Source organism: Pseudomonas sp. Z1-14 (assembly GCF_051132005.1).
Classification (GTDB): Bacteria; Pseudomonadota; Gammaproteobacteria; order Pseudomonadales; family Pseudomonadaceae; genus Aquipseudomonas.
In genome coordinates, this window is the sequence record NZ_CP071646.1 from 1830049 (window position 1) to 1853916 (window position 23868).

Genomic DNA, 23868 nt, shown 5'->3' on the forward strand with positions numbered 1-23868 from the left:
AACGACGGAGAAACACCATGACTTCAGTATTCGACCGCGAGGACATCCTCTTCCAGGTCGTGGTCAACCACGAAGAGCAGTATTCGATCTGGCCGGACTACAAGGCCGTTCCGGAAGGTTGGCGGACCGTGGGCAAGAGCGGCTTCAAGAAGGAGTGCCTGGCCTACATCGAAGAGGTCTGGACCGACATGCGCCCGTTGAGCTTGCGCAAGAAGATGGAAGAGCAGGCGACTGTGGCCCATTGATACAGAAGTTCTGAGAACACCCCTGTGGGAGCGAGCTTGCTCGCGATAGCGGAGAGTCAGCCGGCATTAATGTTGCTGATCCACCGCTATCGCGAGCAAGCTCGCTCCCACAGGTTTTGGTTTTGGGCGTCTAGATTACTTGAACCGCCGCTCCACCCCTTTCTCCACCAGGATCTTCGCCGAAATCTCCTCCACGGAAAAATGCGTGGAGTTGATGTGGGGAATATTCTCCCGCCGGAACAGGTTTTCCACTTCGCGCACTTCGAATTCGCACTGGGCATAGCTCGAATAGCGGCTGTTGGGCTTGCGCTCGTTGCGAATCGCGGTGAGCCGGTCCGGGTCGATGGTCAGGCCGAACAGCTTGTGCTGATGGGCGCGCAAGGCGTTGGGCAGTTGCAGCCGCTCCATGTCGTCTTCGGTCAGCGGATAGTTGGCAGCGCGGATCCCAAATTGCATCGCCATGTACAGACACGTCGGCGTCTTACCACAGCGCGACACACCCACTAGGATCAGGTCGGCCTTGTCGTAATAATGCGTGCGGGCGCCGTCGTCGTTGTCCAGGGCGAAGTTGACCGCCTCGATCCGCTCCATGTAGTTGGAGTTGTGGCCAATGGAATGGGACTTGCCGACCGAGTAGGAGGAGTGTTCGCTCAGTTCCTGCTCCAGGGGCGCCAGGAACGTGGAAAAAATGTCGATCATGAAACCATTGGACGTTGCGAGAATCTCACGGATGTCCTGATTGACGATGGTATCGAAGATGATCGGGCGAAAACCGTCGGTTTCGGCGGCTTTATTGATTTGCTGTACCATGGCCCGCGCCTTGTCGACGCTGTCTATATACGGCCGTGTCAGCTTGGTGAAGGTTATGTTTTCGAACTGCGCCAACAAGCTCTGGCCCAGCGTTTCGGCCGTGATGCCGGTGCCGTCGGAGATAAAGAAAGCGGATCGTTTCATTTGCGCCTTGGGCCTTAAGCTAGTGAGCTAGTAACGATTCTTGGATATGATAGGCGCGATTTGCCGGCCGCCCATGGCCCGCATTCTCACTTATTTTCCAGGTCCAGGCCATATCGCCGGCGATTGCTCCCTGGAGCTGCCGGTACTTGAGCTTTTCCAACACAGTCAGTGGAGAGATCACCTTGGTAGAGTACGTAGTTTCCCTCGATAAGCTCGGCGTCCATGATGTAGAGCATGTGGGGGGCAAGAACGCATCCCTGGGCGAGATGATCAGTAACCTCGCCGGCGCCGGTGTCTCGGTGCCAGGTGGCTTCGCCACGACCGCCCAGGCATATCGTGATTTCCTGGAACTGAGCGGCCTGAACCAGCAGATCCACGATGCGCTCGACGCCCTCGACGTCGATGACGTCAATGCCCTGGCCAGGACCGGCGCCCAGATCCGCCAATGGATCATGGAAGCCGAGTTCCCCGAGAAACTCAACGCCGAGATCCGTACTGCTTTCGCCAAGCTGTCCGAAGGCAATCCCGACATCGCCGTCGCCGTCCGCTCCTCGGCCACCGCTGAAGACCTGCCTGACGCCTCGTTCGCCGGTCAGCAGGAGACCTTCCTGAACATCCGTGGCGTGGAAAACGTCATCCGGGCCGCCAAGGAAGTCTTCGCCTCCCTCTTCAACGACCGCGCCATTTCCTACCGCGTGCACCAGGGCTTCGACCACAAGCTGGTCGCCCTGTCCGCCGGCGTGCAGCGCATGGTCCGCTCCGAAACCGGCACCGCCGGTGTGATGTTCACCCTCGACACCGAGTCGGGCTTTCGTGACGTGGTGTTCATCACCGGCGCCTACGGCCTGGGTGAAACCGTCGTGCAGGGCGCGGTGAACCCGGACGAATTTTATGTCCACAAAGGCACCCTGGAAGCCGGCCGCCCCGCCATCCTGCGTCGCAACCTCGGCAGCAAGGCGATCAAGATGATCTACGGCGACGAGGCCAAGGCCGGTCGCTCGGTCAAGACCGTCGAGGTGGACAAGGCTGATCGCGCGCGCTTCTGCCTGACCGACGCCGAAGTCAGTGAACTGGCCAAGCAGGCGATGACCATCGAGAAACACTACAAGTGCCCGATGGACATCGAGTGGGCCAAGGACGGTGACGACGGCAAGCTGTACATCGTCCAGGCCCGCCCGGAAACCGTGAAGAGCCGCACCCAGGCCAACGTCATGGAGCGCTACCTGCTCAAGGAAACCGGCACCGTGCTGGTGGAAGGCCGGGCCATCGGCCAGCGCATCGGCGCGGGCAAGGTGCGGATCATCAAGGACGTCTCGGAGATGGACAAGGTCCAGGCCGGCGACGTACTGGTTTCCGACATGACCGACCCGGACTGGGAACCGGTCATGAAGCGCGCCAGCGCCATCGTCACCAATCGCGGCGGGCGTACCTGCCACGCGGCGATCATCGCCCGTGAGCTGGGCATCCCGGCCGTGGTCGGTTGCGGCAACGCCACCCAATTGCTCAAGGACGGCCAGGGCGTCACCGTTTCCTGCGCCGAAGGCGATACCGGCTACATCTTCGAAGGCGAGCTGGGCTTCGACATCAAGAAGAACTCCGTGGACGCGATGCCGGAGCTGCCGTTCAAGATCATGATGAACGTCGGCAACCCGGACCGCGCCTTCGACTTCGCGCAGTTGCCGAATGCCGGTGTGGGCCTGGCCCGCCTGGAATTCATCATCAACCGCATGATCGGCGTGCACCCCAAGGCGCTGCTGAACTACGACGGCCTGCCGCAGGAAATCAAGGACAGCGTCGACAAGCGCATTGCAGGCTATGACGATCCGGTCGGTTTCTACGTCGAGAAGCTGGTGGAAGGCATCAGCACCCTGGCGGCGGCGTTCTCGCCGAAAAAAGTCATCGTGCGCCTGTCGGACTTCAAGTCCAACGAGTACGCCAACCTGATCGGCGGCAAGCTCTACGAGCCGGAAGAAGAGAACCCGATGCTGGGCTTCCGCGGAGCTTCGCGCTACATCAGCGAGTCGTTCCGTGACTGCTTCGAGCTCGAATGCCGGGCTCTGAAGCGCGTGCGTAACGAGATGGGCCTGACCAACGTCGAGATCATGGTGCCGTTCGTGCGCACCCTCGGCGAAGCGAGCCAGGTGGTCGACCTGCTGGCGGAAAACGGCCTGGCCCGTGGCGAAAACGGCTTGCGCGTGATCATGATGTGCGAGCTGCCATCCAACGCGATCCTGGCCGAAGAGTTCCTTGAGTTCTTCGACGGCTTCTCCATTGGTTCCAACGACCTGACCCAGTTGACCCTGGGCCTGGACCGCGACTCCGGGATCATCGCCCACCTGTTCGACGAGCGTAACCCGGCGGTCAAGAAGCTGCTGGCCAATGCGATTGCCGCCTGTAACAAGGCCGGTAAATACATCGGCATCTGCGGCCAGGGCCCTTCCGACCACCCGGATCTGGCCAAGTGGCTGATGGAGCAGGGCATCGAGAGCGTTTCGTTGAACCCGGACTCCGTGCTGGAAACCTGGTTCTTCCTGGCTGAGGGTCAGGCTGCGGTCTGATTGAGTGAAGGGGCTTCGCTGGTGATGTAAACCGAGGAATGCCTTGTGGGAGCGAGCCTGCTCGCGATTGCGGAGTGTCAGCCGATACGGGTTTTACTGACCCATCGTCTTCGCGAGCAGGCTCGCTCCCACAGGTGCGCGGGCGACCAGTCTCCCAGTCCCTTTTGATTTGAAGCAGGGCGGGCTCCACCAGGACGCCGCCCTTTTTTGTGCAAGAAGATCATGCAAAGCAGCAGCAACCTATTTCCTGTCGCCCTGATCAGCGCCGAGCGGCGCGGTGATCTGAGCGAAGATGTGTATCGCCTGAAACCTGGCAACAGCCCGGACTACAGCGTCGAAGTGGCCGTTACCCGCCTGGGCATGGCCGATGCCGGCGAGGTCCGTGGTGTTCCGGTGATCCTGCTCCACGGCAGTTTTTCCAACCGGCGCTTCTGGTATTCGCCCAAGGGCCTGGGGCTGGGAGCGTACCTGGTGCGCCTGGGGTTCGATGTCTGGATTCCCGAGATGCGTGGCCATGGGTTATCCCAGCGCAACCAGGGCTACCGCAATAACCGGGTCGCGGACTATGCCCGTTACGACTTGCCAGCCATCGGCGCTTTTGTGCGCGAGCAAAGCGGGCAAGTGCCCCACTGGATTGGCCATTCGCTGGGTGGCATCACCCTGGCGGCAGCGTTGGGCGGCCATTACCTGGGCGAGCCCGCCGTGGCGTCGGCGGCGTTTTTCGGCACTCAGGTCAGCCGCACTTACTGGCCCTTGAAAATCCCCCCGGTGGAGTGGAGCGGGCGCTTCATTCTCAAGCGTTTTTCCCAATTGTCCGGCCCAAGGCTCAAGCGCGGCCCGGAAGACGAGCCTATCGGCCTGGCCCTGGAGAGCATGCGCTGGTATGGCCTGTTCGGGCGTTTCGGCGATGCCGAGAAGAACTGGTGGGCCGGCCTGGCGGACGTGCAAGTGCCGGTACTGGCGGTGAGTGCTGCCGGCGATCAGCAGGATCCGACCTGGGCGTGTCGAAAACTTTTCGAGCAGATCGGTTCCGAGCGCAAGCAGTTTGTCTGCCTGGGCCGGGCGCAGGGCTTCGGTGATGATTACGGCCATGTCGAAATGCTTGTCAGCAAAGCCGCGCAAGCCGAGGTCTGGCCGCTGGTGGCGCGCTGGCTGGAAGATCAGCGCGCGCCGCTGTCGGCAGAACAGCCTCGCCTGGCCGAAGCGGTTTGAGGGGAAGGCTCTGACAAGGGCATTCCGCTCTGGTCGGCTTGCGGCTAAGATATGACGCGCTACGTTGTTTCGGTCACAAACGGTTATTCATTCAGCCAGACGTCCAACCCTTGCAGGAGCTGCCCGATGAACCATTACCTCACGCCCGACCTGTGCGATACCTACCCGGACCTGGTGCAGGTGTTGGAACCGATGTTCAGCAATTTCGGTGGCCGCGACTCCTTTGGTGGTGAAATCGTGACCATCAAGTGCTTCGAAGACAACTCACTGGTCAAGGAACAGGTTGAACTCGAAGGCAAGGGCAAAGTGCTGGTCGTCGATGGTGGCGGCTCGCTGCGGCGGGCCCTGTTGGGTGACATGCTGGCCGAGAAAGCGGCGAAGAATGGCTGGGAAGGGCTGGTGATCTACGGCTGCATCCGCGATGTCGACGTCATTGCCCAGACCGACCTCGGGGTCCAGGCCCTGGCCAGCCACCCGATGAAAACCGACAAGCGCGGCATTGGTGATCTTAATGTACCGGTGACCTTCGCTGGCGTGACGTTTCGCCCGGGCGAGTATGTCTATGCGGACAACAACGGCGTGATTGTTTCGCCGAGCCCGCTGAAAATGCCTGAATGAAGCGCTACAGCCATAAGGGATGAGGATGTTCGAGGAAGAAAACGCGCAGTGGGGATTGGTGCATGCCCTGGTGCTGGATGGTAAAGGCGGCGCGCGTTCGATAGCCCGGACCGAACTGGACGACTTGCAGTTGCAGGCTCATGAAAGCCTGTGGCTGCATTGGGACCGCAGTCATCCGCAAACCCACACTTGGTTGCGCAAATCCAGCGGCCTGAGCGAATTCAATTGCGACCTGTTGCTGGAAGAGAACACCCGGCCGCGCCTGCTGCCGCTGCCCAATGCCGAGCTGCTGCTGTTTCTTCGCGGGATCAACCTCAACCCGGGCGCGGAACCGGAAGACATGGTCTCGGTGCGCATCTTCGCCTCGGCCCAGCGGGTGATTTCCCTGCGGTTGCGCCCGTTGCGCGCCACCGATGAGTTGCTGGCGGAACTGGCCGAGGGCAAGGGGCCGAAGACGGCTTCGGAACTCATCCTTTATATGGCGCAATACCTGACCAACAAAGTCCAGGACCTGGTCACCTGTCTCTCGGAAATCGTCGACGGCGAGGAAGAAAAACTCGATACCGACGAACGGTACACTCCCGAGCACGACGCCATTTTGCATATCCGTCGAAGGGCGGCCGGACTGAAGCGGTTCCTGGCCCCGCAGCGGGATATCTTCGGCCAGATGTCACGGATCAAATTGCCCTGGTTCGTCGAGGACGACGGCGACTACTGGAATGAATTGAACAACAGCCTCACCCGTTACCTGGAAGAGCTGGAATTGACCCGGGAGCGCGTGGGGCTTGTGCTGGAGGCCGAGGACCGGCGTCTTTCGGTGCGCATGAACCGTACGATGTATCGCTTCGGGATCATCACCGGCATCTTCCTGCCGATGAGCTTTCTCACCGGGCTGCTGGGGATCAATGTCGGCGGCATTCCGTTTTCGGAAAGCCCCTACGGTTTCCTCGTTGCCTGCCTGTTGATGCTGTGCGTGGCCCTGGGGCAGTGGTGGCTGTTTCGCCGTTTGCGCTGGGTGTGACGAGGCTTCATGTGACCCGACGAAATCTGATCGCGTCTTCCACAGACATCACGAGAGGTGCGCGTATGCACGATCCGTTTGAACAGTCTCTGCGCGACATGCTCAAGGCTTCGCCGTCCAGCCGGGACGACGACGCATGCCTGGGACGCGTACTCAAAACCGCCAACCGTCAGGTTGGCGCCGGTGATCTTTTCAGCCTGCTGGGCCGCTGGCTGCCCGCGCTGATGATCGCCCTGAACAACGGGTCGGCCCATGTCTCGCCGGTTTCCCGTCGCAAACCCGTTACTCGCACCGCTGATAAGGCTGACTGAATATGGAACTTGATCTCTGGACCCAGAGCCTCGTCACGGCAATGACTGCGTTGTGGACCAAGGTGGCTAACTTCATCCCCAACCTCTTTGGCGCCCTGGTGGTGCTGTTGCTGGGTTTCGTGGTGGCCAAGCTCCTCGACACGCTGCTCTCCAAATTGCTCGCCAAACTTGGCCTCGACCGCCTGATGGGCGGTACCGGCCTGACCAAGTTGCTGTCGCGGGGTGGCATCCAGGTTCCGATCTCGACGCTGGTGGGCAAGATTGTCTACTGGTTCGTCCTGCTTATTTTCCTGGTTTCGGCGGCTGAGTCCCTGGGGCTGGAGCGGGTCTCGGCTACGCTCGACATGCTTGCGCTCTATCTGCCAAAGGTCTTCGGTGCGGCGTTGGTGCTGCTGGTGGGCGTACTGCTGGCGCAACTGGCCAACGGGCTGGTGCGTGGCGCGGCCGAGGGCGTCGGGCTGGACTATGCCTCGGGCGTTGGGCGTATCGCCCAGGGCCTGGTGATCATCATCAGTATTTCGGTTGCGATCAGCCAGTTGGAGGTCAAGACGGACCTGCTCAACCACGTGATCGTGATCGTCCTGATTACCGTTGGTCTGGCAGTCGCGCTGGCAATGGGGTTGGGGAGCCGGGAAATCGCCGGTCAGATTCTTGCGGGAATCTATGTGCGTGAATTGTATGAGGTTGGGCAACAAGTGCGTGTTGGCGAGGTCGAAGGCCAGATCGAAGAGATCGGCACGGTGAAAACCACATTGCTGACCGAGGAGGGGGAACTGGTATCGCTGTCTAATCGGATCCTGCTGGAGCAGCATGTGAGTAGCCGCTAACCCGGCAAATCCTGCTAATGTATGCCGCCGCAAAATGCCCGCCACGGCGGGTTGCGGCGCACATTGACCTAGACTGTCGGCCCGACTTGTTTTGAACAAACCCCAATCGCTATCCACGCGCTACGACCCCCGTGATCTCTCTGATGAGGAGTTGGTCGCGCGCGCGCATACGGAGCTGTTCCACGTCACGCGCGCCTATGAAGAGTTGATGCGCCGTTACCAGAGAACTTTATTTAACGTTTGTGCACGATATCTTGGGAACGATCGCGATGCTGATGATGTCTGTCAGGAGGTGATGTTGAAGGTGCTTTACGGGTTGAAGAACTTCGAGGGGAAATCGAAGTTCAAGACCTGGCTGTACAGCATCACCTACAACGAATGCATCACGCAGTATCGAAAGGAACGGCGAAAGCGTCGCTTGATGGACGCTTTGAGCCTGGACCCCCTCGAGGAAGCGTCTGAAGAAAAGGCGCCCAAGCCCGAGGAAAAGGGTGGGCTCGACCGCTGGCTGGTTTATGTGAACCCGATCGATCGGGAGATTCTGGTGCTACGATTTGTCGCAGAACTGGAATTCCAGGAGATCGCAGACATAATGCATATGGGTTTGAGCGCGACAAAAATGCGTTACAAGCGCGCGCTCGATAAGCTGCGTGAGAAATTTGCAGGCATTGCCGAAACTTAGTTCGGCGCAAATATCTCTTACGTGTAGGCAAGTTCTGATAGACTTGCCGCCGAGTTGTCCCCCGGTTTGCGGGACTGCTTCACAATCACCAGATGGGGATTTAACGGATGAAACTGAAAAACACCTTGGGCTTTGCCATTGGTTCTTTGATTGCTGCCACTTCGTTCGGCGCTCTGGCACAAGGCCAAGGCGCAGTTGAAATCGAAGGCTTCGCCAAGAAAGAAATGTTCGACAGCGCTCGTGATTTCAAGAACAACGGCAACCTGTTTGGCGGTTCGGTTGGTTACTTCCTGACCGACGACGTTGAACTGCGTCTGGCCTACGACGAAGTGCACAACGCACGTACCGACGACGGCACTAACGTCAAGGGCGCCAACACCGCTCTGGACGCTCTGTACCACTTCAACAACCCAGGCGACATGCTGCGTCCTTACGTCTCTGCCGGTTTCTCGGACCAGAGCATCGACCAGAATGGCAGCAACGGTCGTAACCGTTCTACCTTCGCCAACGTTGGTGGCGGCGCCAAGCTGTATTTCACTGACAACTTCTACGCCCGTGCCGGCGTTGAAGCTCAGTACAACATCGACCAGGGCGACACCGAGTGGGCGCCTAGCGTTGGTATCGGTGTGAACTTCGGTGGCGGTTCCAAGCCAGCCGCTGCTCCAGTTCCAGCACCTGCTGAAGTCTGCTCCGACAGCGACAACGATGGCGTGTGCGACAACGTCGACAAGTGCCCTGACACCCCAGCCAACGTAACCGTTGACGCTGATGGCTGCCCAGCTGTTGCTGAAGTCGTACGTGTTGAGCTGGACGTCAAGTTCGACTTCGACAAGTCGGTCGTTAAAGAAAACAGCTACGGCGACATCAAGAACCTGGCTGATTTCATGAAGCAGTACCCATCCACCAGCACCACTGTTGAAGGTCACACTGACTCCGTCGGTCCTGACGCTTACAACCAGAAGCTGTCCGAGCGTCGTGCAAACGCCGTCAAGCAGGTTCTGACCAACCAGTACGGTGTTGAATCGTCCCGCGTTCAGTCTGTTGGCTACGGCGAATCCCGCCCAGTTGCTGACAACGCCACTGAAGCTGGTCGTGCAGTTAACCGTCGCGTAGAAGCGCAGGTTGAAGCCCAAGCTAAGTAATTAGCCCAAAGCTTTGGAAAAGCCCGGCTCAGGCCGGGCTTTTCTTTGCCTGCGATTTGGTGGATTAGTGGCCGGCTGGAAAAACCAGGAACCTGTGGGAGCGAGCCTGCTCGCGAATGCGGCTTTTCAACCGGCATATCTTTACCGGTCGTACTCCGATTCTATTGTGGGAGCGAGCTTGCTCGCGATGGCGGCCTGACAGTCGGCCAGGATTTTGTTGACTGGGTACGTATCCGTTGCTGCGGTAACGGCGGCTTATGGTTCCGCTTTTACAGCGGCTCACTTTTAAGAGGCCCGGAAGCCGGCCCAGTCAAAAGTAAGCAAAACGCCTGTGCCCCACCACTCGGCACCTCGCTCAGGCTCGGTGTGCCCTCACTCCGGCATTGCTCCGTGGGCCCGCCGCGAAGGGCCGTCCCTGGCCCAGCGCGGCTATCCCGGCATCCATGCCGGGATGCCCACTGCGCACTGCCTGCGTTCGGCCAGCGTGGTTAACGGGGCGCCGAAATCAACGTCCACCGCGAGGCGGCCTTATAGCCGACCTGGTTTTGGGTGGATCCGCGTTTCCCTGTGGGAGCGAGCCTGCTCGCGAAGGCGGCCTGACAGTCGGCCTATCTCTCCCAGTCGTACCTCAATCCCATTGTGGGAGCGAGCCTGCTCGCGAAGACGGCCTGACAGTCGGCCTATCTCTCCCAGTCGTATCCCAATCCCATTGTGGGAGCGAGCCTGCTCGCGAATGCGGTAAATCAGTCACCAGTGAGGTTGCTGATACATTGCATCGCGAGCAGGCTCGCTCCCACATTGTGCAGGGCTGTCAGATGGCTGATGCCTGGGCGAAGACCGGCGGGGAGGCAGCCAGTTCGGCTGCACCGGCCACCGCGCCAATCACCAGGATCGCCGGGCTCTTGAGTTGAAACGCGACGGCATCGGTCTCCATCGAGGCCAGGTCGCTGCGGCAGTCACGTTGATGGGGCAGGGAGGCGTTTTCGATCATCGCTACCGGCGTGTCCGCTGCCAGTCCGCCGGCCAGCAGTTGCTCGCGGATCTCGCTCAGTTTCGCCACGCCCATGTACACCACCAGGGTCGTGCGCACTTTGCGCCAGGGCTTGCCAGTTCAGGCTGCTGCCGTCCTGGGTGTGAGCCGTTACCAGGGTCACGCCCCGGGCAACCCCGCGCAGGGTCAGTGGGATGTCGCACTGGGTCGCGCCCGCAAGACCGGCGGTGATGCCATTGACCAGCTCCACCTCGACGCCGTGCTCGCGCAGCCACTGTGCTTCTTCACCGCCCCGGCCGAAGATGCACGGGTCGCCGCCTTTGAGGCGCACCACGCATTTGCCTTGGCGGGCATAACGCAACATCAGCCGGTGGATGAACGCCTGGGGAGTGGAGCGGCAGCCGCCGCGCTTGCCGACGGCGATGATGCGCGCACTGGGGCAATGCTCCAGCACCGCGTCGTTGACCAGGTCGTCGATCAACACCACGTCGGCCTCGCCCAGGGCGCGCACGGCTTTGAGGGTCAGCAATTCAGGGTCGCCAGGACCCGCACCTACCAGCCAGACTTTTGCGTTCATAGTGTTTTCCTCACGAGATCGCGGCGACCGGTTGCGCGGTGGCAACCAGCAGGCGCTTGATTTCCGGTACGCAGGAACCGCACTGCGTGCCGCAGCCCAGTTCTCTTTTCAGGCCCTGCAAATCCAGGCCGCGCTCGATGCCCGCGCAAACCGCACGCTGGCTGACATTCATGCAATTGCACAGAGTCTTCCCACCAGCCGTGGCGGCGCCGGTGTTACCCGGCGGTGCGCTCAAGGGGGCCAGCAGCCAGCGCCGCAACTGGTCGTCGGCGCGCCCTTCCAACCAGAGGTTTTGCAACCAATGCCGGGCCAGGGTTTCGCCGGCCAGGCGAATGGCGGTGATGCGGCTGTTTTCGATCCGTACCCGCTTGCCAATGGCGCGGCGCGGGTCGTCATAGGCCAGGACCGGGCCTTCGATCAGCCCCAGCTGTTCGTCGATCGCCTGCAAAAGCTGCGGTTCGGGCGCCACGGCGCTGGCAGCGCGTATCAGCAACGCTGGACGGTCGCGGCCGGTGAGGCTAAGGCTGACGTAGGCAAACGCCTCACACAGCGGACGCAACGCCTCCAGATGCTGTTGAACGTTGCCTTCAACCAGGGCGAAAAGCTGCCAGGGCAGGTTCACCGGTTCCAGGCGTACGCCGCTGTGCTTGAGTTCCGGCTGTTTCGACAACGGGTCGAATGCCGGTTGAGTCAGGGTGTTGACCCCGCCCTTGAGAAACCGGTCGCCCCAGTGCATGGGCAGGAAGGCCTGGCCGGGGCGCACGCTGTCGTCGCTGTCCACGGCCACGATCACGCTGCCGCGACGGCTCTTCAGACTGACCAGGTCGCCGGACTGCAGGCGATGCCGAAGCAATTCGTCGGGATGCAGGCTGAGCACCGCTTCGTTCACATGGCCGAACAACTGCGCGGCGGTACCGGTACGGCTCATCCCGTGCCACTGGTCGCGCAGCCGACCGGTGTTCAGCGTCAGGGGGTAGCGTGCGTCGCGCAATTCCTTGGCGGCGCGATAAGGGTCGGCCACGAATCGGGCGCGGCCGCTGTCAGTCGGGAAAATCCCGTCCCCGTACAAGCGCGCCGTTCCGACCGTGGCGCCCTCCGGGAAGGGCCATTGCTGAGGGCCGAGGCGGTCGATCACGTCATGGCTGATGCCGGACAGGTCCAGGTCGCGGCCACGGGTCAGTTGCTTGTATTCATCGAACAAATGGGCTGGGGTTTCAAAGGCGAACAGGCTGGGCTGGCCGGGGCGCATGCGTTTCTCCAGTCGTTGCGCGAAATCTACCGTGATCGCCCAATCCGGCCGTGCTTCCCCCGGTGCGTTTATCGCCCGGCGAACGTGGGAAATGCGTCGTTCGGAGTTGGTGACCGAGCCTTCTTTTTCGCCCCAACTGGCCGCCGGCAGCAGCAGGTCGGCAAAGGCGGCGGTTTCGGTGGTCCGGAAGGCCTCTTGCAATACCACGAACGGGCAGGCTTGCAGGGCTTCGCGCACAGAGGCCTGGTTCGGCATCGACTGGGCCGGGTTGGTGCAGGCGATCCACAGGGCCTTGATCTTGCCGCTGCGAACCTGCTCGAACAATTCGATAGCGCTCAAGCCTGTGGTGCTCGGCAATTGCTCAACGCCCCAATAGCTGGCGACCTCGGCGCGATGCTCCGGATTGCCGGCTTCGCGATGGCCCGGCAGCAGGTTGGACAGGCTGCCGGTTTCCCGGCCGCCCATGGCGTTGGGCTGGCCGGTCAGCGAGAACGGTCCCGCGCCCGGTCGGCCGATCTGGCCGGTGGCCAGGTGCAGATTGATCAGGGCGCTGTTTTTTGCGCTGCCGGCAGTGGACTGGTTCAAGCCCATGCACCACAACGAGAGGAAACTTGGCGAGGTGCCGACCCACTCGGCGCATTGGTGCAGTTGCTCGACGCTGATCCCGCACAGCTGGGCAACCATGGCGGGGGTGTAGTCGCGCACCAGGTTCTTCAGGTCCGCCAGGCCTTCGGTGTGGGCCTTGATGAAGCTGCGGTCGACCCAGTCTTCCCACAGCAGCAGATGCAAGATCCCGTGGAACAAGGCGACATCGGTGCCAGGCAGGATCGCCAGGTGCAGGTCTGCCAGGTCGCAGGTGTCGGTGCGCCGAGGGTCGATGACGATGACTTTCATCTGCGGCCGGCGGGATTTGGCTTCTTCGAGCCGACGAAACAGGATGGGATGGGCGTAGGCCATGTTACTGCCGACGATCATCACGCAGTCGCTCAGCTCCAGATCCTCATAGCTGCACGGTGGCGCGTCGGCGCCCAGGCTGCGCTTGTAGCCCACCACGGCGGAAGACATGCACAGCCGGGAATTACTGTCGATGTTGTTGGTACCGACCAGCGCCCGGGCGAGTTTGTTGAAGGCGTAGTAATCCTCGGTCAGCAGTTGGCCGGAGATGTAGAAGGCCACGCTGTCCGGTCCGTGCTCGGCAATCGTGTCGGCGAAGACGTTGGCGGCATGGTCCAGGGCGCTGTCCCAATCGGTACGGCCACGGGCCAGGCCTTTGCCCAGCCGCAGTTCGGGATAGAGGGCGCGCGCGGCGAGGTCGCCGGTCAAGTGCAGGGTCGAGCCCTTGCTGCACAGTTTGCCGAAGTTGGCCGGATGGGTGGGATCGCCACTGACGCCGAGAATGAGCTCGCCGTCATGTTCGATCAGCACGCCGCAACCGACCCCGCAATAACAGCAGGTCGAGGCAGTCGTCTGGCGGTTCATCAGCTTGCGTCCCGCAGGGCCAGCATCACCCGGCCGTTCTCGACGCGGGCCGAATGATGATGGGCGCAGCCCACGTCCGGGGCCTGGGCCTGGCCGGTTTCCAGGTCGATCTGCCAATTGTGCAGCGGGCAGGCCACGCGCTTGCCATAGATCAGGCCTTGGGACAGCGGGCCGCCCTTGTGTGGGCAACGGTCGTCGAGTGCGAATACTTCATCGTCGCTGGTGCGAAAAATCGCGATATCGCCTTTCGGCCCGTTGATGATGCGTGAGCCCAAGGCGTTGATGTCTTCCAGCGCGCAGATATCCAGCCAGTTCATGCCAGTACCTCCAGGTTCTTCACGGGGATGACCTCGAACTCTTTTTTCAGCTGCGGTTGTTCCAGCCGTTGTTTCCAGGGGTCCTGCTCCAGCGACAGGGAAAACTTCAAGCGCTCGTGCAGGGCCTTGCGCCGCTCGGGGTCTTCCAGCACGGCTTTCTTGATGTGTTCCATGCCGACGCGCTGCATGTAGTGCACGGTGCGTTCGAGGTAGAAGGCTTCTTCGCGGTACAGCTGCAGGAAGGCGCCGTTGTATTCGCGCACTTCTTCGGCGGTCTTGAGCTTGACGAAAAACTCGGCGACTTCGGTCTTGATCCCGCCGTTGCCACCGATGTACATCTCCCAGCCGGAATCTACGCCGATGATGCCGACGTCCTTGATGCCCGCTTCCGAGCAGTTGCGTGGGCAACCGGAGACCGCCAGCTTCACCTTGTGCGGCGACCACATGTTGAACAGGTCGTGCTCCAGCTCGATGCCCAATTGGGTGGAGTTCTGCGTGCCGAAGCGGCAGAACTCGCTGCCCACGCAAGTCTTCACGGTGCGAATGGATTTGCCATAGGCGTGGCCGGACGGCATGTCGAGGTCTTTCCAGACGCCGGGCAGGTCTTGCTTCCTGATGCCCAGCAGGTCGATACGCTGGCCGCCGGTGACCTTGACCATGGGCACGTTGTATTTGTCGGCCACGTCGGCGATGCGGCGCAGCTCGGATGGGTTGGTCACGCCGCCCCACATCCGTGGGACCACCGAGTAGGTGCCGTCTTTCTGGATGTTGGCGTGGGCGCGTTCGTTGATCAGGCGCGACTGCGGGTCATCCTGGGCTTCGCCGGGCCAGGTGGAAATCAGGTAGTAGTTCAGGGCCGGACGGCAGGTGGCGCAGCCGTTCGGGGTGCGCCAGTTCAAGTAACCCATGGTCCCGGCGATGGTCAGCAGGTGCTGGTCGCGGATCGCCTGGCGGATCTGCCCATGGTTGAGGTCGCTGCAACCGCAGATGGCTTTTTCGCTTTTCGGCTTCACGTCCGCCGCGCCGCCGACGGTGTTGATCAGGATCTGTTCCACCAGGCCGGCGCAGGAGCCGCAGGAGCTCGCGGCCTTGGTGTGCTTTTTCACGTCATCGACGCTGAACAGGCCGTGTTCCTGGATCGCCTTGACGATGGTGCCCTTGCACACGCCATTGCAGCCGCAGACTTCGGCGGTGTCGGCCATGCTCATGGCTTTGTCCTGGCCTTGGTGGCCGACGTCGCCTAAAGCGTTTTCCCCAAACATCAGGTGATCGCGGATCTCGCTGATGCCGTGGTTCTCACGGATCTGACGGAAATACCAGCCGCCGTCTGCGGTATCGCCGTACAGGCAGGCGCCGACCAACACGTCGTCCTTGATCACCAATTTCTTGTAGACGCCGCCAATCGGATCGGAAAGGGTGATGGTCTCGGTGCCTTCGCCGCCCATGAAGTCGCCGGCGGAAAACAGGTCGATGCCGGTGACTTTCAACTTGGTCGACGTCACCGAACCCTTGTAAGTGGCGAAGCCCAGTTGCGCGAGGTGATTGGCGCAGACCTTGGCTTGCTCGAACAGCGGCGCCACCAGGCCATAGGCGGTGCCGCGATGGTTGGCGCACTCGCCGATGGCGTAGATGCGCGGGTCATAGGTTTGCATCGTGTCGTTGACGAGGATTCCGCGATTGCACGGAATGCCGGATTTTTCCGCCAGTTCGGTATTGGGCCGGATACCGGCAGCCATCACCACCAGGTCGGCGGGAATGATGTCGCCGTTCTTGAACTGGACCGAGCCGACCCGGCCGTTGCCGGCGTCGTGCAAGGCCTGGGTCTGCTCGCTGAGGCGGAATTTCAGGCCACGGTTTTCCAGGGCGGTTTGCAGCAGCAGGCCGCTGGTCTTGTCCAGTTGGCGTTCCAGCAGCCATTCGCCGATGTGCACCACGGTCACGTCCATGCCGCGCAGTTTCAAGCCATTGGCGGCTTCCAGGCCGAGCAGGCCGCCACCGATGACCACCGCGTGTTTGTGGGTCTTGGCCGTATTGATCATGGCCTGGGTGTCGGCGATGTCGCGATAGCCGATCACGCCATCCAGAGTGTTGCCAGGGATCGGCAGGATGAACGGCGTGGAGCCGGTGGCGATGAGCAGGCGATCGTATTCGGCTTCGCTGCCGTCTTCGGCGATGACCCGGCGCTTGACCCGGTCGATCTCTACCACCTTGCGGTTGAGCAGCAGCTTGATGTTGTTATCCAGGTACCAGCTCAGGTCGTTGAGCACGATTTCTTCGAACGTCTGTTCTCCGGCCAGCACCGGCGAGAGCAGGATGCGGTTGTAGTTGGTGTGGGGCTCGGCGCCGAAGACCGTGATGTCGTAGAGCTCGTTGCTCAGTTTGAGCAGTTCCTCGAGGGTGCGAACCCCGGCCATGCCGTTGCCGATCATTACCAGTTTGAGTTTTTTCATCAGGGTTCTCCGCAAGCCCAGACCGGTTTCGTCACGTTTCATCACGGCGGTCGGGCTGGCTCGGCAATTTTTTCGAAAACAAAAAAAGGCGTCTCGCTAGCAAACTAGCGAGGACGCCTTTGTCCTGGTCCCGTTCTCTCGGGAAGCACCGCCTTCATCGTTGGAGGCGTTGCTTTATGTATGGTGGAAGAGGTTATGCAGTGGTTGTGCCAAGTGGCGCGAGGGCTTGGATTTACTGGAGGAGGCGCGGATTGGCCGCGTTGCGGGGGGATTTATTGCACCGAATCAAAGCGTGTTGCCCGGTAATGGAGCGTGGCAGGGCTGGCGAGAAGGCTCTTGTGGCGAGGGAGCTTGCTCCCGCTGGGCTGCGAAGCAGACTCAAAAAAACGGCGACCGCTGCGCGCTCGAGCGGGAGCAAGCTCCCTCGCCACGGTGGTTATGAGTGAAACACCAGGAACAACAACACAACATTCACCACCAACGACACCAGCGCCAACGTCCGCCAGACCTTCAGCGGCTCCCGCTCAAGCAATGGCCGGGGCCTGACGCTCAAGCTTCGCCGCTCGCCCTGTTCCAGCTGCAACAGCCATTCTTCAGCCGTTTCAAAGCGCTGCGCAGGGTCTGCCGCCACGGCGCGTTCCAGGCTCTGCCCGAGCCATTCGGGCAGGTCCGGTCGATAACGATTGGCGCTCACGGGCACACCAAAGCGCGGTCGCTGGAACGCTTCGATTTCGCCGTAGGGGTAATGCCCGGTCAGCAGGAAATACAAGGTCACGCCGACCGCATATAAGTCCTGTTGCGCCGTCGGCGCGGCGCCGCCGAAGGCTTCCGGCGCTATGTAGCTGGGGGTGCCAGGCAAGACGTTGGCCTGGTCTTCGGACAAACCGGGGCAGTACGCCAGGCCAAAATCCAGCAAGCGCAACTCCCCATCGTTGCCCTGGTGCAGGTTTTCCGGCTTGATGTCGCGGTGGTAGATCTGCCTTCGATGCAACAGGCCCACCGCGCGCACCAGTCGCTGCGCCAGCTCCAGCCATTGAGCCAGGGGCAACGGACCGCTTTGGTTGAACAGCTCGGCCAGGGTCACGCCCGAGTATTCACGCATCACGTAGTACAGATGTTGGCGCTGGGGGACGCCATGCACCTCCGGAAACTGCCGACCCGCGACCCGCTTGAGAAACCATTCCTCCGACAACAGCGCCTGGCCGGCGCGGGTGTCGTCCCGTAGCTGCACGGGCAAGGTTTTCAACAGCCAGGGTTGGCCCTGACCATCGTGTACCCGGTAGAGCAACGATTGCTGGCTCTGGCCGAGCAGGCTTTCGATCTGCCAGCCTTCGAACGCCTGGCCCGCCTTCAGTGAAGGGGGCAGCGGCCACTGTTGCAGTTGGATCAGCGCGTCGCCGATGCTCGCTTCGCCCACCGCATCGACCCGCACCAACAGCGCGCTGGCGTTGTCCTGGCTACCGGCCAGGTGCGCGGCGTTGACCAGCGTCTGCGCCGCGCGATCCAGGTCTGGCTGGTCGCGCAGGATGCCGGCAATGGCCGTGTCTCCCAATACCGCCCAGACGCCATCGCTGAGCAGCACGAAGGTTTCATCTTCACGCAGCTCACCGTCGAGGAAATCGAGTATCAGATGCTGATCCAGCCCCAAGGCACGCTTGAGCACATGTTGCATGCCCTGTTGTTCCCAGACGTGATCTTCGCTGACCCGTTGCAAATAGTCGGCGTGCCACCGGTAGACCCGGCAATCGCCGACGTGCGCCAGGGTGAAGCGCCGCCCCCGCAGGACCAGCGCGCTGACCGTGGTCAGCAGCGGTTGGCCGCCGCCGTTGGCTTGCAGCCAGCGATTCTGCGCCAGCAGCAGCCGGTCCAGCGCCTGGGCCACGCCCCAGGTCTGCGGCGTGGAGTAATAGTCCAAGGCGAGTGCCTGCAAGGTCGAACGCGCGGCCAATCCGCCATCGGCGCATTGGCTCACGCCGTCGGCGATGGCGAACAGGTAACCCTTGCTGGCGGCCAGGGCCGGGGCGGGAGTGACCAGGCGCAGGGCGTCCTGGTTTTCCTCTCGGGGACCGGTGGCGCTGGCTTCGGCAAAACTCAGTTGCAGGCTCATGGTTGCAGGTTATACCCGAGCCGCGGTGACCGCTGCCGAACCCCAGGTGGTCCTCCAGCGACGCTTGACCCCGTGCAGGCCGAACCAGGCCAGGACACCGAGGCTGGCGAACAACCACAGCGCCAGTTGGTAGCTGCCGGTGCTCTGCTTGATCGCGCCCATGCCCGCCGCCAGGGCGAAGCCGCCGATGCCGCCGGCCATGCCGATCAGCCCGGTCATCACGCCGATCTCGCGACGGAAACGTTGTGGCACCAGTTGGAACACCGCGCCGTTGCCCGCACCCAGGCCGAGCATGGTGCAGACGAACAGGGCCAGCGCCGCGTAGGAACTCGGCAGGTTGAAGCCGACCGCGGCGATGCAGACAGCCGCCACGGTGTACATGCCCAGCAAGGTGCGGATGCCGCCGAAACGGTCCGCCAGCGCGCCACCCAAGGGCCGCATCAGGCTGCCACCGAAGACGCAGGCCGCGGTGTAGTAGCCGGCGGTCACCGGGCTCAGGCCATACTGGTCGTTGAAGTAGCCGGGCAGGGCGCTGGCCAGGCCGATGAAGCCGCCGAAGGTCACGCTGTAGAAGAACATGAACCACCAGCTGTCGCGGTCACCGAGGGCCTTGAGGTAGTCAGCCATGGATTTGGCCTTGGGCCGCTCCGGTGCGTTCTTGGCCAGCCAGGCGAACAGGACCAGGGTAATCACCAGCGGGATCACCGCGAAGCCGAACACGTTGGTCCAGCCGAAGGCCACCGCCATCACCGGAGCGATCAACGCGGCAAGCACGGTGCCCGAGTTACCGGCACCGGCGATGCCCATGGCCTTGCCCTGGTGCTGTGGTGGATACCACTGGGAAGCCAGCGGCAGGGCCACGGCGAACGAAGCGCCGGCCACGCCCAGAAACAGGCCCAGCAGCAAGGCTTGTTCGTAGCTGTGGATGCCCAGCTTCCAGGCGCAGAACAGCGCGCCGATCACGATCACCTGGCCGACCATGCCGGCGGTCTTCGGTGAAATGCGGTCGGCCAGCAGGCCCATGAACAGGCGCAGCACGGCGCCGGCGAGGATTGGCGTCGCGACCATCAGGCCGCGTTGCTGGGTGGTCAGGTGCAGGTCGGCGGAGATCTGTACCGCCAATGGGCCGAGCAGGTACCAGACCATGAAGCTCAGGTCGAAATAGAGGAAGGCCGCGAACAATGTCGGGGTGTGGCCGGATTTCCAGAAGCTTGAATTCATCGCGCACCTCAGCTGTAAAAGTCTCGAGAAATGAGTCAGTGCTTTGAGCAGTGCGCCGTCTGTGGTCGCACCACCGGCCCCGCGGGGCCAAAACAAAAAAACGCCGCAACCCGGATCGCCAGAGAGGCGAGGAGGGTGTGCGACGTCTTTGTCGTAGGTGGGGCAACCGCCGTTGGTTACCTGTGGGGTTGCTTAAGCGAGATCTGTGCCAACCCGGGAGATTGGGGGGAGGCCTATCGCGAGCAGGCTCGCTCCCACAGGGATTGTGGTTGTTCGCAAATGTCGTGCTCACCCCGCAAACCCTGTGGGAGCGGGCTTGCTCGCGAAGACGGTGGGTCAGTCATATCAATGTTGGAAGTAAGACCGCTTTCGCGAGCAAGCCCGCTCCCACAGGGACCTGAGGTGTGCCCGGAACTGTGGGAGCGAGCCTGCTCGCGAAGGCGGCTGGCCAGGCGCTACAAGGCTTTCAGCCGAGCAACTCGTTCATGGCAATGATCTGCTCCGCCACCTGGATCAGCTTCTGCTGGCGGCTCATGGCCTGGCGGCGCATCAGTGTGTAGGCCTGTTCCTCGTTGCAGTCCTTCATCTTCATCAGCATGCCCTTGGCCAGTTCGATGCGCTTGCGTTCGGCCAGTTGCTGGTCCCGGGCCAGGAGTTGCGCGCGCAGGGCCTGGTCGCTTTCGAAGCGGGCCATGGCCACGTCGAGGATCGGTTGCAGGCGTGCGGCATGGATGCCTTCGACGATGTAGGCGCTGACGCCTGACTTGATCGCCTGGCGCATCACATCCGGGTCGTGCTCGTCGGTAAACATGACGATCGGTCGTGGCTGGTCACGACTGACCAGCACCACTTGCTCCATGACGTCGCGCCCGGGTGACTCGGTATCGATCAGGATCACGTCCGGACGCACCGTTTCGACGCGCGCCGGCAGGTCGATGGTCAAACCGGATTCGTCGATCACCTCGAATCCGGCTTCAATCAGGGCCGCCTTGAGACGCCCGACTTTTTTCGCGGTGTCGTTGATCAGCAGGATACGCAGCATAATCGAGGCTCCTGTCAGCGGCTGGCGAGAAGGGGAGCCGCATCGCTCAAGGCGTGCAGTTTGAAGCTGCGGGCATACCCGACCGGGTCCGAGCCGTCCCAGGTCGTGCCGTCGATCAGTTGACTGCTGCGCATGTCCTGGCGAGGCGACGTCACGCCCAGCGCCGCGCAGGCTTCACGATACAGCTTGAGCTGTTGGACCTGGCGGGCCACGGCCAGGTAGTCCGGGTCTTCGCGCAGCAGACCCCAGCGCCGGAACTGGGTCATGAACCACATCCCGTCGGACAGGTACGGCAGGTTCACCTCGCCGTCCCCATGAAAGCGCATGGCGTGGGGATCCTGCCAGCTGTTGCCCAGGCCGTCGGCATAAATCCCGAGCAGGCGCGGCTCGATGCAATCGAGCGGAGCGTCCAGGTATTCCGGGGCGCTCAACAATTGCGCGGTACTGCGGCGGTTTTCAGTGCTTTGTTCGATGAAGCGGCTGGCTTCGAGGATGGCCATCACCAGTGCGCGGGCAGTGTTGGGGTATTGCTCGACAAACGCGCGGGTACAACCCAGGACTTTCTCCGGGTGGTCGGGCCAGATGGTCTGGGTAGTCGCCAGGGTAAAACCGAGGTTCTGCTTCACGGCGCTGGCGCACCAGGGCTCGCCGACGCAGAAACCATCGATGCGCCCGGCTTGCAGGTGCGCGATCATCTGCGGCGGTGGCACCACTACGCTGTCGACATCCGACAACGGATGGATGCCCTGGGCGGCGAGCCAGTAATAGAGCCACATGGCATGGGTGCCGGTGGGAAAGGTCTGGGCGAAGGTCAGTTTCGGGCGAGTTTGGTGCACATGCTGCTCCAGTGCCTCAGGACTGGTCACGCCTTGCGCCTGCAAACCATGGGACAGGTTGATGCTCTGGCCGTTCTGGTTCAGCCCCATCAGCACGGCCATGTCGGTCGGCGCGACGCCGCCGATCCCCAGGTGCACGGCATAAATCAGGCCGTACAGGCTGTGGGCCGCGTCGATTTCACCGCTGACCAGCTTGTCCCTCAGGTTGGCCCAGGAGGCCTGGCGCTTGAGGTTCAGCGTCAAGCCGTAGGGCTGGGCGAAGCCCTGGGTGGCGGCCACGACCACCGGGGCGCAGTCGCTCAGGGCCATGAAGCCGAGGTTGACCGCGCTCTTTTCCGGGGCATCGCTGCCATTGACCCAAGCCAGGGGGGTGGCTGGAATTTCGTTCATCGCGCATCACCTTCCGCATAAAAAAGCGCCGCTTCCGGGCCGAGGAAGCCGGACGACGACGCCGTTGTCCCTTAAATCAGTGTGGCGCTCATTCCGTCACTGGCATGGGCGCTGATGACCAAAAGGGTGCAAGGCATATGCCAGCGCTATTGTTTTGTGCGGGCGCCTCGCTTGCGTTGCCGTTGCCCGGCTATAATCGCCGCCTCATTTCGTCGCCCGAGTCAAAGCCGCCCATGTACACCCTGGCCCGTGAACTGCTGTTCAAACTTTCCCCGGAAACTTCCCATGATCTGTCCCTGGACCTGATCGGCGCGGGTGGACGTTTGGGGCTCAACGGGTTGCTGTGCAAGGCCCCGGCAAAATTGCCGGTGACAGTCATGGGCCTGGAATTTCCCAACCCGGTCGGCCTGGCCGCCGGCCTGGACAAGAATGGCGCGGCCATCGACGGGTTCGCCCAGCTGGGGTTCGGCTTCGTTGAAATCGGCACCGTGACGCCGCGTCCGCAGCCGGGCAATCCCAAACCACGGCTGTTCCGTTTGCCGCAGGCCGAGGCAATCATCAACCGCATGGGCTTCAACAACCTGGGCGTCGATCATCTGCTGGCCCGTGTGGCTGCTGCCAAGTACAAGGGTGTGCTGGGGATCAACATCGGCAAGAACTTCGATACGCCGGTGGAGCGCGCCGTCGACGATTACCTGATCTGCCTGGACAAGGTCTACGCTCACGCCAGTTATGTGACCGTCAACGTCAGTTCGCCGAACACGCCAGGGCTGCGCAGCCTGCAGTTCGGCGATTCGCTCAAGCAATTGCTGGCCGACCTGGCGCGACGTCGCGCGGAACTGGCGGTGACGCACGGCAGGCATGTGCCGCTGGCCATCAAGATTGCCCCGGACATGAGCGACGAAGAAACCGTCCAAGTGGCCCAGGCCTTGATCGAGACCGGCATGGATGCGGTGATCGCCACCAACACCACGCTGGGCCGCGAAGGTGTAGAAGGCCTGGAGCATGGTGACGAGGCGGGCGGCCTGTCCGGCGCTCCGGTGCGCGACAAGAGCACCCACACGGTGAAAGTGCTGGCCGGCGAATTGGCGGGACGCTTGCCGATCATCGCGGCGGGCGGTATTACCGAAGGCCGGCATGCCGCCGAGAAAATCACGGCAGGGGCGAGCCTGGTGCAGGTTTATTCCGGGTTCATCTACAAGGGCCCGACGTTGATTCGCGAGTCGGTGGATGCGATTGCCGCGTTGGGTTGATTCCCAAGGCTGGTCACTGAGCAGATCCCATGGGTTTTGTCATGCCCATTAAAAAGGGCTCCTCAAGGGAGCCCTCTGGGCCGTAGCCCGCCGCCCGGATGGGACGTGCGTGGTTAAAACGATTTGAATGTCAGATTGTCGGGTTTTTGATTATCAGGGCCCTGTGTCAGCCGACGGCGTGAAGTTCGTTGAGTCTGTGGATACCCGCAGTGCCGGTCATACCGTCCCAGTTGTCGCCGCGTCCTTCTCGCCAGCCGTTGATCCAGGCTTGACGTACCGACGGTAGAGTAAAGGGGCAAAGCTCACGGGATTTACCACCAACGCCATATTGGTAACCGCGTAAAAATGCTCTTTCCAACGGATCACGCTTAAGTCTTCTCATAGGG

The 23868-nt window shown here is 61.9% G+C and carries 19 protein-coding genes and 1 pseudogene; 10 read left to right on the top strand and 10 right to left on the bottom strand.

The window, feature by feature from the left end; genetic code table 11:
- Nucleotides 1–17 precede the first annotated feature (17 nt).
- Entirely contained in the window at nt 18–245 is a 228-nt protein-coding gene (locus J3P89_RS08510; protein WP_305499843.1) for an MbtH family protein, read from the top strand.
- A gap of 135 nt (nt 246–380) precedes the next feature.
- On the opposite strand, the gene ppsR is transcribed toward J3P89_RS08510, so the two are convergent.
- A complete protein-coding gene (gene ppsR, locus J3P89_RS08515; protein ID WP_434572879.1) occupies nt 381–1199 on the bottom strand; it encodes a posphoenolpyruvate synthetase regulatory kinase/phosphorylase PpsR in 819 nt (272 codons plus the stop codon).
- Between the two features lie 182 nt (nt 1200–1381).
- On the opposite strand from ppsR, the gene ppsA reads away from it, so the two are divergent.
- The 8 genes from ppsA to J3P89_RS08555 all read left to right on the top strand — a co-directional run bounded on the left by ppsA (nt 1382) and on the right by J3P89_RS08555 (nt 9570).
- Complete coding sequence (gene ppsA / locus J3P89_RS08520) at nt 1382–3757, top strand: phosphoenolpyruvate synthase (RefSeq protein ID WP_434629532.1); 2376 nt, start codon at nt 1382–1384, stop codon at nt 3755–3757.
- A 222-nt stretch (nt 3758–3979) separates the two neighbouring features.
- Complete coding sequence (locus tag J3P89_RS08525) at nt 3980–4969, top strand: alpha/beta fold hydrolase (RefSeq protein WP_434697257.1); 990 nt, start codon at nt 3980–3982, stop codon at nt 4967–4969.
- Nucleotides 4970–5095: 126 nt separating this feature from the next.
- Complete coding sequence (gene rraA / locus J3P89_RS08530) at nt 5096–5587, top strand: ribonuclease E activity regulator RraA (protein ID WP_305499847.1); 492 nt, start codon at nt 5096–5098, stop codon at nt 5585–5587.
- Between the two features lie 25 nt (nt 5588–5612).
- The gene (locus J3P89_RS08535) at nt 5613–6608 is read left to right on the top strand and encodes a zinc transporter ZntB (RefSeq protein ID WP_434572885.1); all 996 of its coding nucleotides are present in this window, start codon (nt 5613–5615) and stop codon (nt 6606–6608) included.
- A 65-nt stretch (nt 6609–6673) separates the two neighbouring features.
- Nucleotides 6674–6919: a hypothetical protein gene (locus J3P89_RS08540; protein ID WP_014337331.1), complete on the top strand. Its 246-nt coding sequence runs from the start codon at nt 6674–6676 to the stop codon at nt 6917–6919.
- A gap of 2 nt (nt 6920–6921) precedes the next feature.
- The gene (locus J3P89_RS08545) at nt 6922–7746 is read left to right on the top strand and encodes a mechanosensitive ion channel family protein (RefSeq protein ID WP_305499852.1); all 825 of its coding nucleotides are present in this window, start codon (nt 6922–6924) and stop codon (nt 7744–7746) included.
- A 91-nt stretch (nt 7747–7837) separates the two neighbouring features.
- Nucleotides 7838–8428: an RNA polymerase sigma factor SigX gene (sigX, locus tag J3P89_RS08550; RefSeq protein ID WP_025212681.1), complete on the top strand. Its 591-nt coding sequence runs from the start codon at nt 7838–7840 to the stop codon at nt 8426–8428.
- A gap of 107 nt (nt 8429–8535) precedes the next feature.
- Complete coding sequence (locus J3P89_RS08555; protein ID WP_058542369.1) at nt 8536–9570, top strand: OmpA family protein; 1035 nt, start codon at nt 8536–8538, stop codon at nt 9568–9570.
- Between the two features lie 811 nt (nt 9571–10381).
- Here J3P89_RS08555 and cobA read toward each other — a convergent pair.
- The 8 genes and pseudogenes from cobA to J3P89_RS08595 form a co-directional block, all read right to left on the bottom strand.
- A pseudogene (gene cobA / locus J3P89_RS08560) lies at nt 10382–11138 on the bottom strand (uroporphyrinogen-III C-methyltransferase).
- Nucleotides 11139–11148: 10 nt separating this feature from the next.
- Nucleotides 11149–13866, bottom strand: coding sequence for a nitrate reductase (locus J3P89_RS08565; protein ID WP_434697258.1), 2718 nt, complete (start codon nt 13864–13866; stop codon nt 11149–11151).
- Nucleotides 13866–14183, bottom strand: coding sequence for a nitrite reductase small subunit NirD (nirD, locus tag J3P89_RS08570; RefSeq protein WP_434697259.1), 318 nt, complete (start codon nt 14181–14183; stop codon nt 13866–13868). The genes J3P89_RS08565 and nirD overlap by 1 nt, the downstream gene beginning before the upstream one ends.
- Entirely contained in the window at nt 14180–16633 is a 2454-nt protein-coding gene (gene nirB, locus J3P89_RS08575) for a nitrite reductase large subunit NirB (protein WP_434697260.1), read from the bottom strand. Before nirB ends, nirD begins: the two co-directional genes overlap by 4 nt.
- Before the next feature lie 436 nt (nt 16634–17069).
- Entirely contained in the window at nt 17070–18740 is a 1671-nt protein-coding gene (locus J3P89_RS08580; protein WP_434697261.1) for a protein kinase domain-containing protein, read from the bottom strand.
- Between the two features lie 9 nt (nt 18741–18749).
- Entirely contained in the window at nt 18750–19961 is a 1212-nt protein-coding gene (locus tag J3P89_RS08585) for a nitrate/nitrite transporter (protein ID WP_305499861.1), read from the bottom strand.
- A gap of 466 nt (nt 19962–20427) precedes the next feature.
- A complete protein-coding gene (locus J3P89_RS08590; RefSeq protein WP_047737436.1) occupies nt 20428–21003 on the bottom strand; it encodes an ANTAR domain-containing response regulator in 576 nt (191 codons plus the stop codon).
- A 14-nt stretch (nt 21004–21017) separates the two neighbouring features.
- The gene (locus J3P89_RS08595; protein WP_434697262.1) at nt 21018–22229 is read right to left on the bottom strand and encodes a CmpA/NrtA family ABC transporter substrate-binding protein; all 1212 of its coding nucleotides are present in this window, start codon (nt 22227–22229) and stop codon (nt 21018–21020) included.
- Nucleotides 22230–22462: 233 nt separating this feature from the next.
- Here J3P89_RS08595 and J3P89_RS08600 point away from each other — a divergent pair, with 233 nt between their 5' ends.
- Nucleotides 22463–23482 (top strand): quinone-dependent dihydroorotate dehydrogenase, encoded by a 1020-nt coding sequence (locus J3P89_RS08600; protein WP_434697263.1) that lies wholly within the window; start codon nt 22463–22465, stop codon nt 23480–23482.
- A 166-nt stretch (nt 23483–23648) separates the two neighbouring features.
- Here the strand turns inward: J3P89_RS08600 and rmf are convergent, their stop codons facing one another.
- Complete coding sequence (gene rmf / locus J3P89_RS08605) at nt 23649–23864, bottom strand: ribosome modulation factor (RefSeq protein ID WP_003223300.1); 216 nt, start codon at nt 23862–23864, stop codon at nt 23649–23651.
- Nucleotides 23865–23868: the final 4 nt, after the last annotated feature.

Bases quoted from the DNA above. Each gene is read 5' to 3' on its own strand.
- ppsR (WP_434572879.1), bottom strand. From the start codon at position 1,199: ATGAAACGATCCGCTTTCTTTATCTCCGACGGCACCGGCATCACGGCC.
- J3P89_RS08525 (WP_434697257.1), top strand. From the start codon at position 3,980: ATGCAAAGCAGCAGCAACCTATTTCCTGTCGCCCTGATCAGCGCCGAG.
- J3P89_RS08510 (WP_305499843.1), top strand. From the start codon at position 18: ATGACTTCAGTATTCGACCGCGAGGACATCCTCTTCCAGGTCGTGGTC.
- J3P89_RS08545 (WP_305499852.1), top strand. From the start codon at position 6,922: ATGGAACTTGATCTCTGGACCCAGAGCCTCGTCACGGCAATGACTGCG.
- J3P89_RS08590 (WP_047737436.1), bottom strand. From the start codon at position 21,003: ATGCTGCGTATCCTGCTGATCAACGACACCGCGAAAAAAGTCGGGCGT.
- J3P89_RS08585 (WP_305499861.1), bottom strand. From the start codon at position 19,961: ATGAATTCAAGCTTCTGGAAATCCGGCCACACCCCGACATTGTTCGCG.
- rraA (WP_305499847.1), top strand. From the start codon at position 5,096: ATGAACCATTACCTCACGCCCGACCTGTGCGATACCTACCCGGACCTG.
- J3P89_RS08580 (WP_434697261.1), bottom strand. From the start codon at position 18,740: ATGAGCCTGCAACTGAGTTTTGCCGAAGCCAGCGCCACCGGTCCCCGA.
- J3P89_RS08540 (WP_014337331.1), top strand. From the start codon at position 6,674: ATGCACGATCCGTTTGAACAGTCTCTGCGCGACATGCTCAAGGCTTCG.
- J3P89_RS08555 (WP_058542369.1), top strand. From the start codon at position 8,536: ATGAAACTGAAAAACACCTTGGGCTTTGCCATTGGTTCTTTGATTGCT.
- J3P89_RS08600 (WP_434697263.1), top strand. From the start codon at position 22,463: ATGTACACCCTGGCCCGTGAACTGCTGTTCAAACTTTCCCCGGAAACT.
- J3P89_RS08565 (WP_434697258.1), bottom strand. From the start codon at position 13,866: ATGAACCGCCAGACGACTGCCTCGACCTGCTGTTATTGCGGGGTCGGT.
- nirB (WP_434697260.1), bottom strand. From the start codon at position 16,633: ATGAAAAAACTCAAACTGGTAATGATCGGCAACGGCATGGCCGGGGTT.
- nirD (WP_434697259.1), bottom strand. From the start codon at position 14,183: ATGAACTGGCTGGATATCTGCGCGCTGGAAGACATCAACGCCTTGGGC.
- rmf (WP_003223300.1), bottom strand. From the start codon at position 23,864: ATGAGAAGACTTAAGCGTGATCCGTTGGAAAGAGCATTTTTACGCGGT.
- J3P89_RS08535 (WP_434572885.1), top strand. From the start codon at position 5,613: ATGTTCGAGGAAGAAAACGCGCAGTGGGGATTGGTGCATGCCCTGGTG.
- J3P89_RS08595 (WP_434697262.1), bottom strand. From the start codon at position 22,229: ATGAACGAAATTCCAGCCACCCCCCTGGCTTGGGTCAATGGCAGCGAT.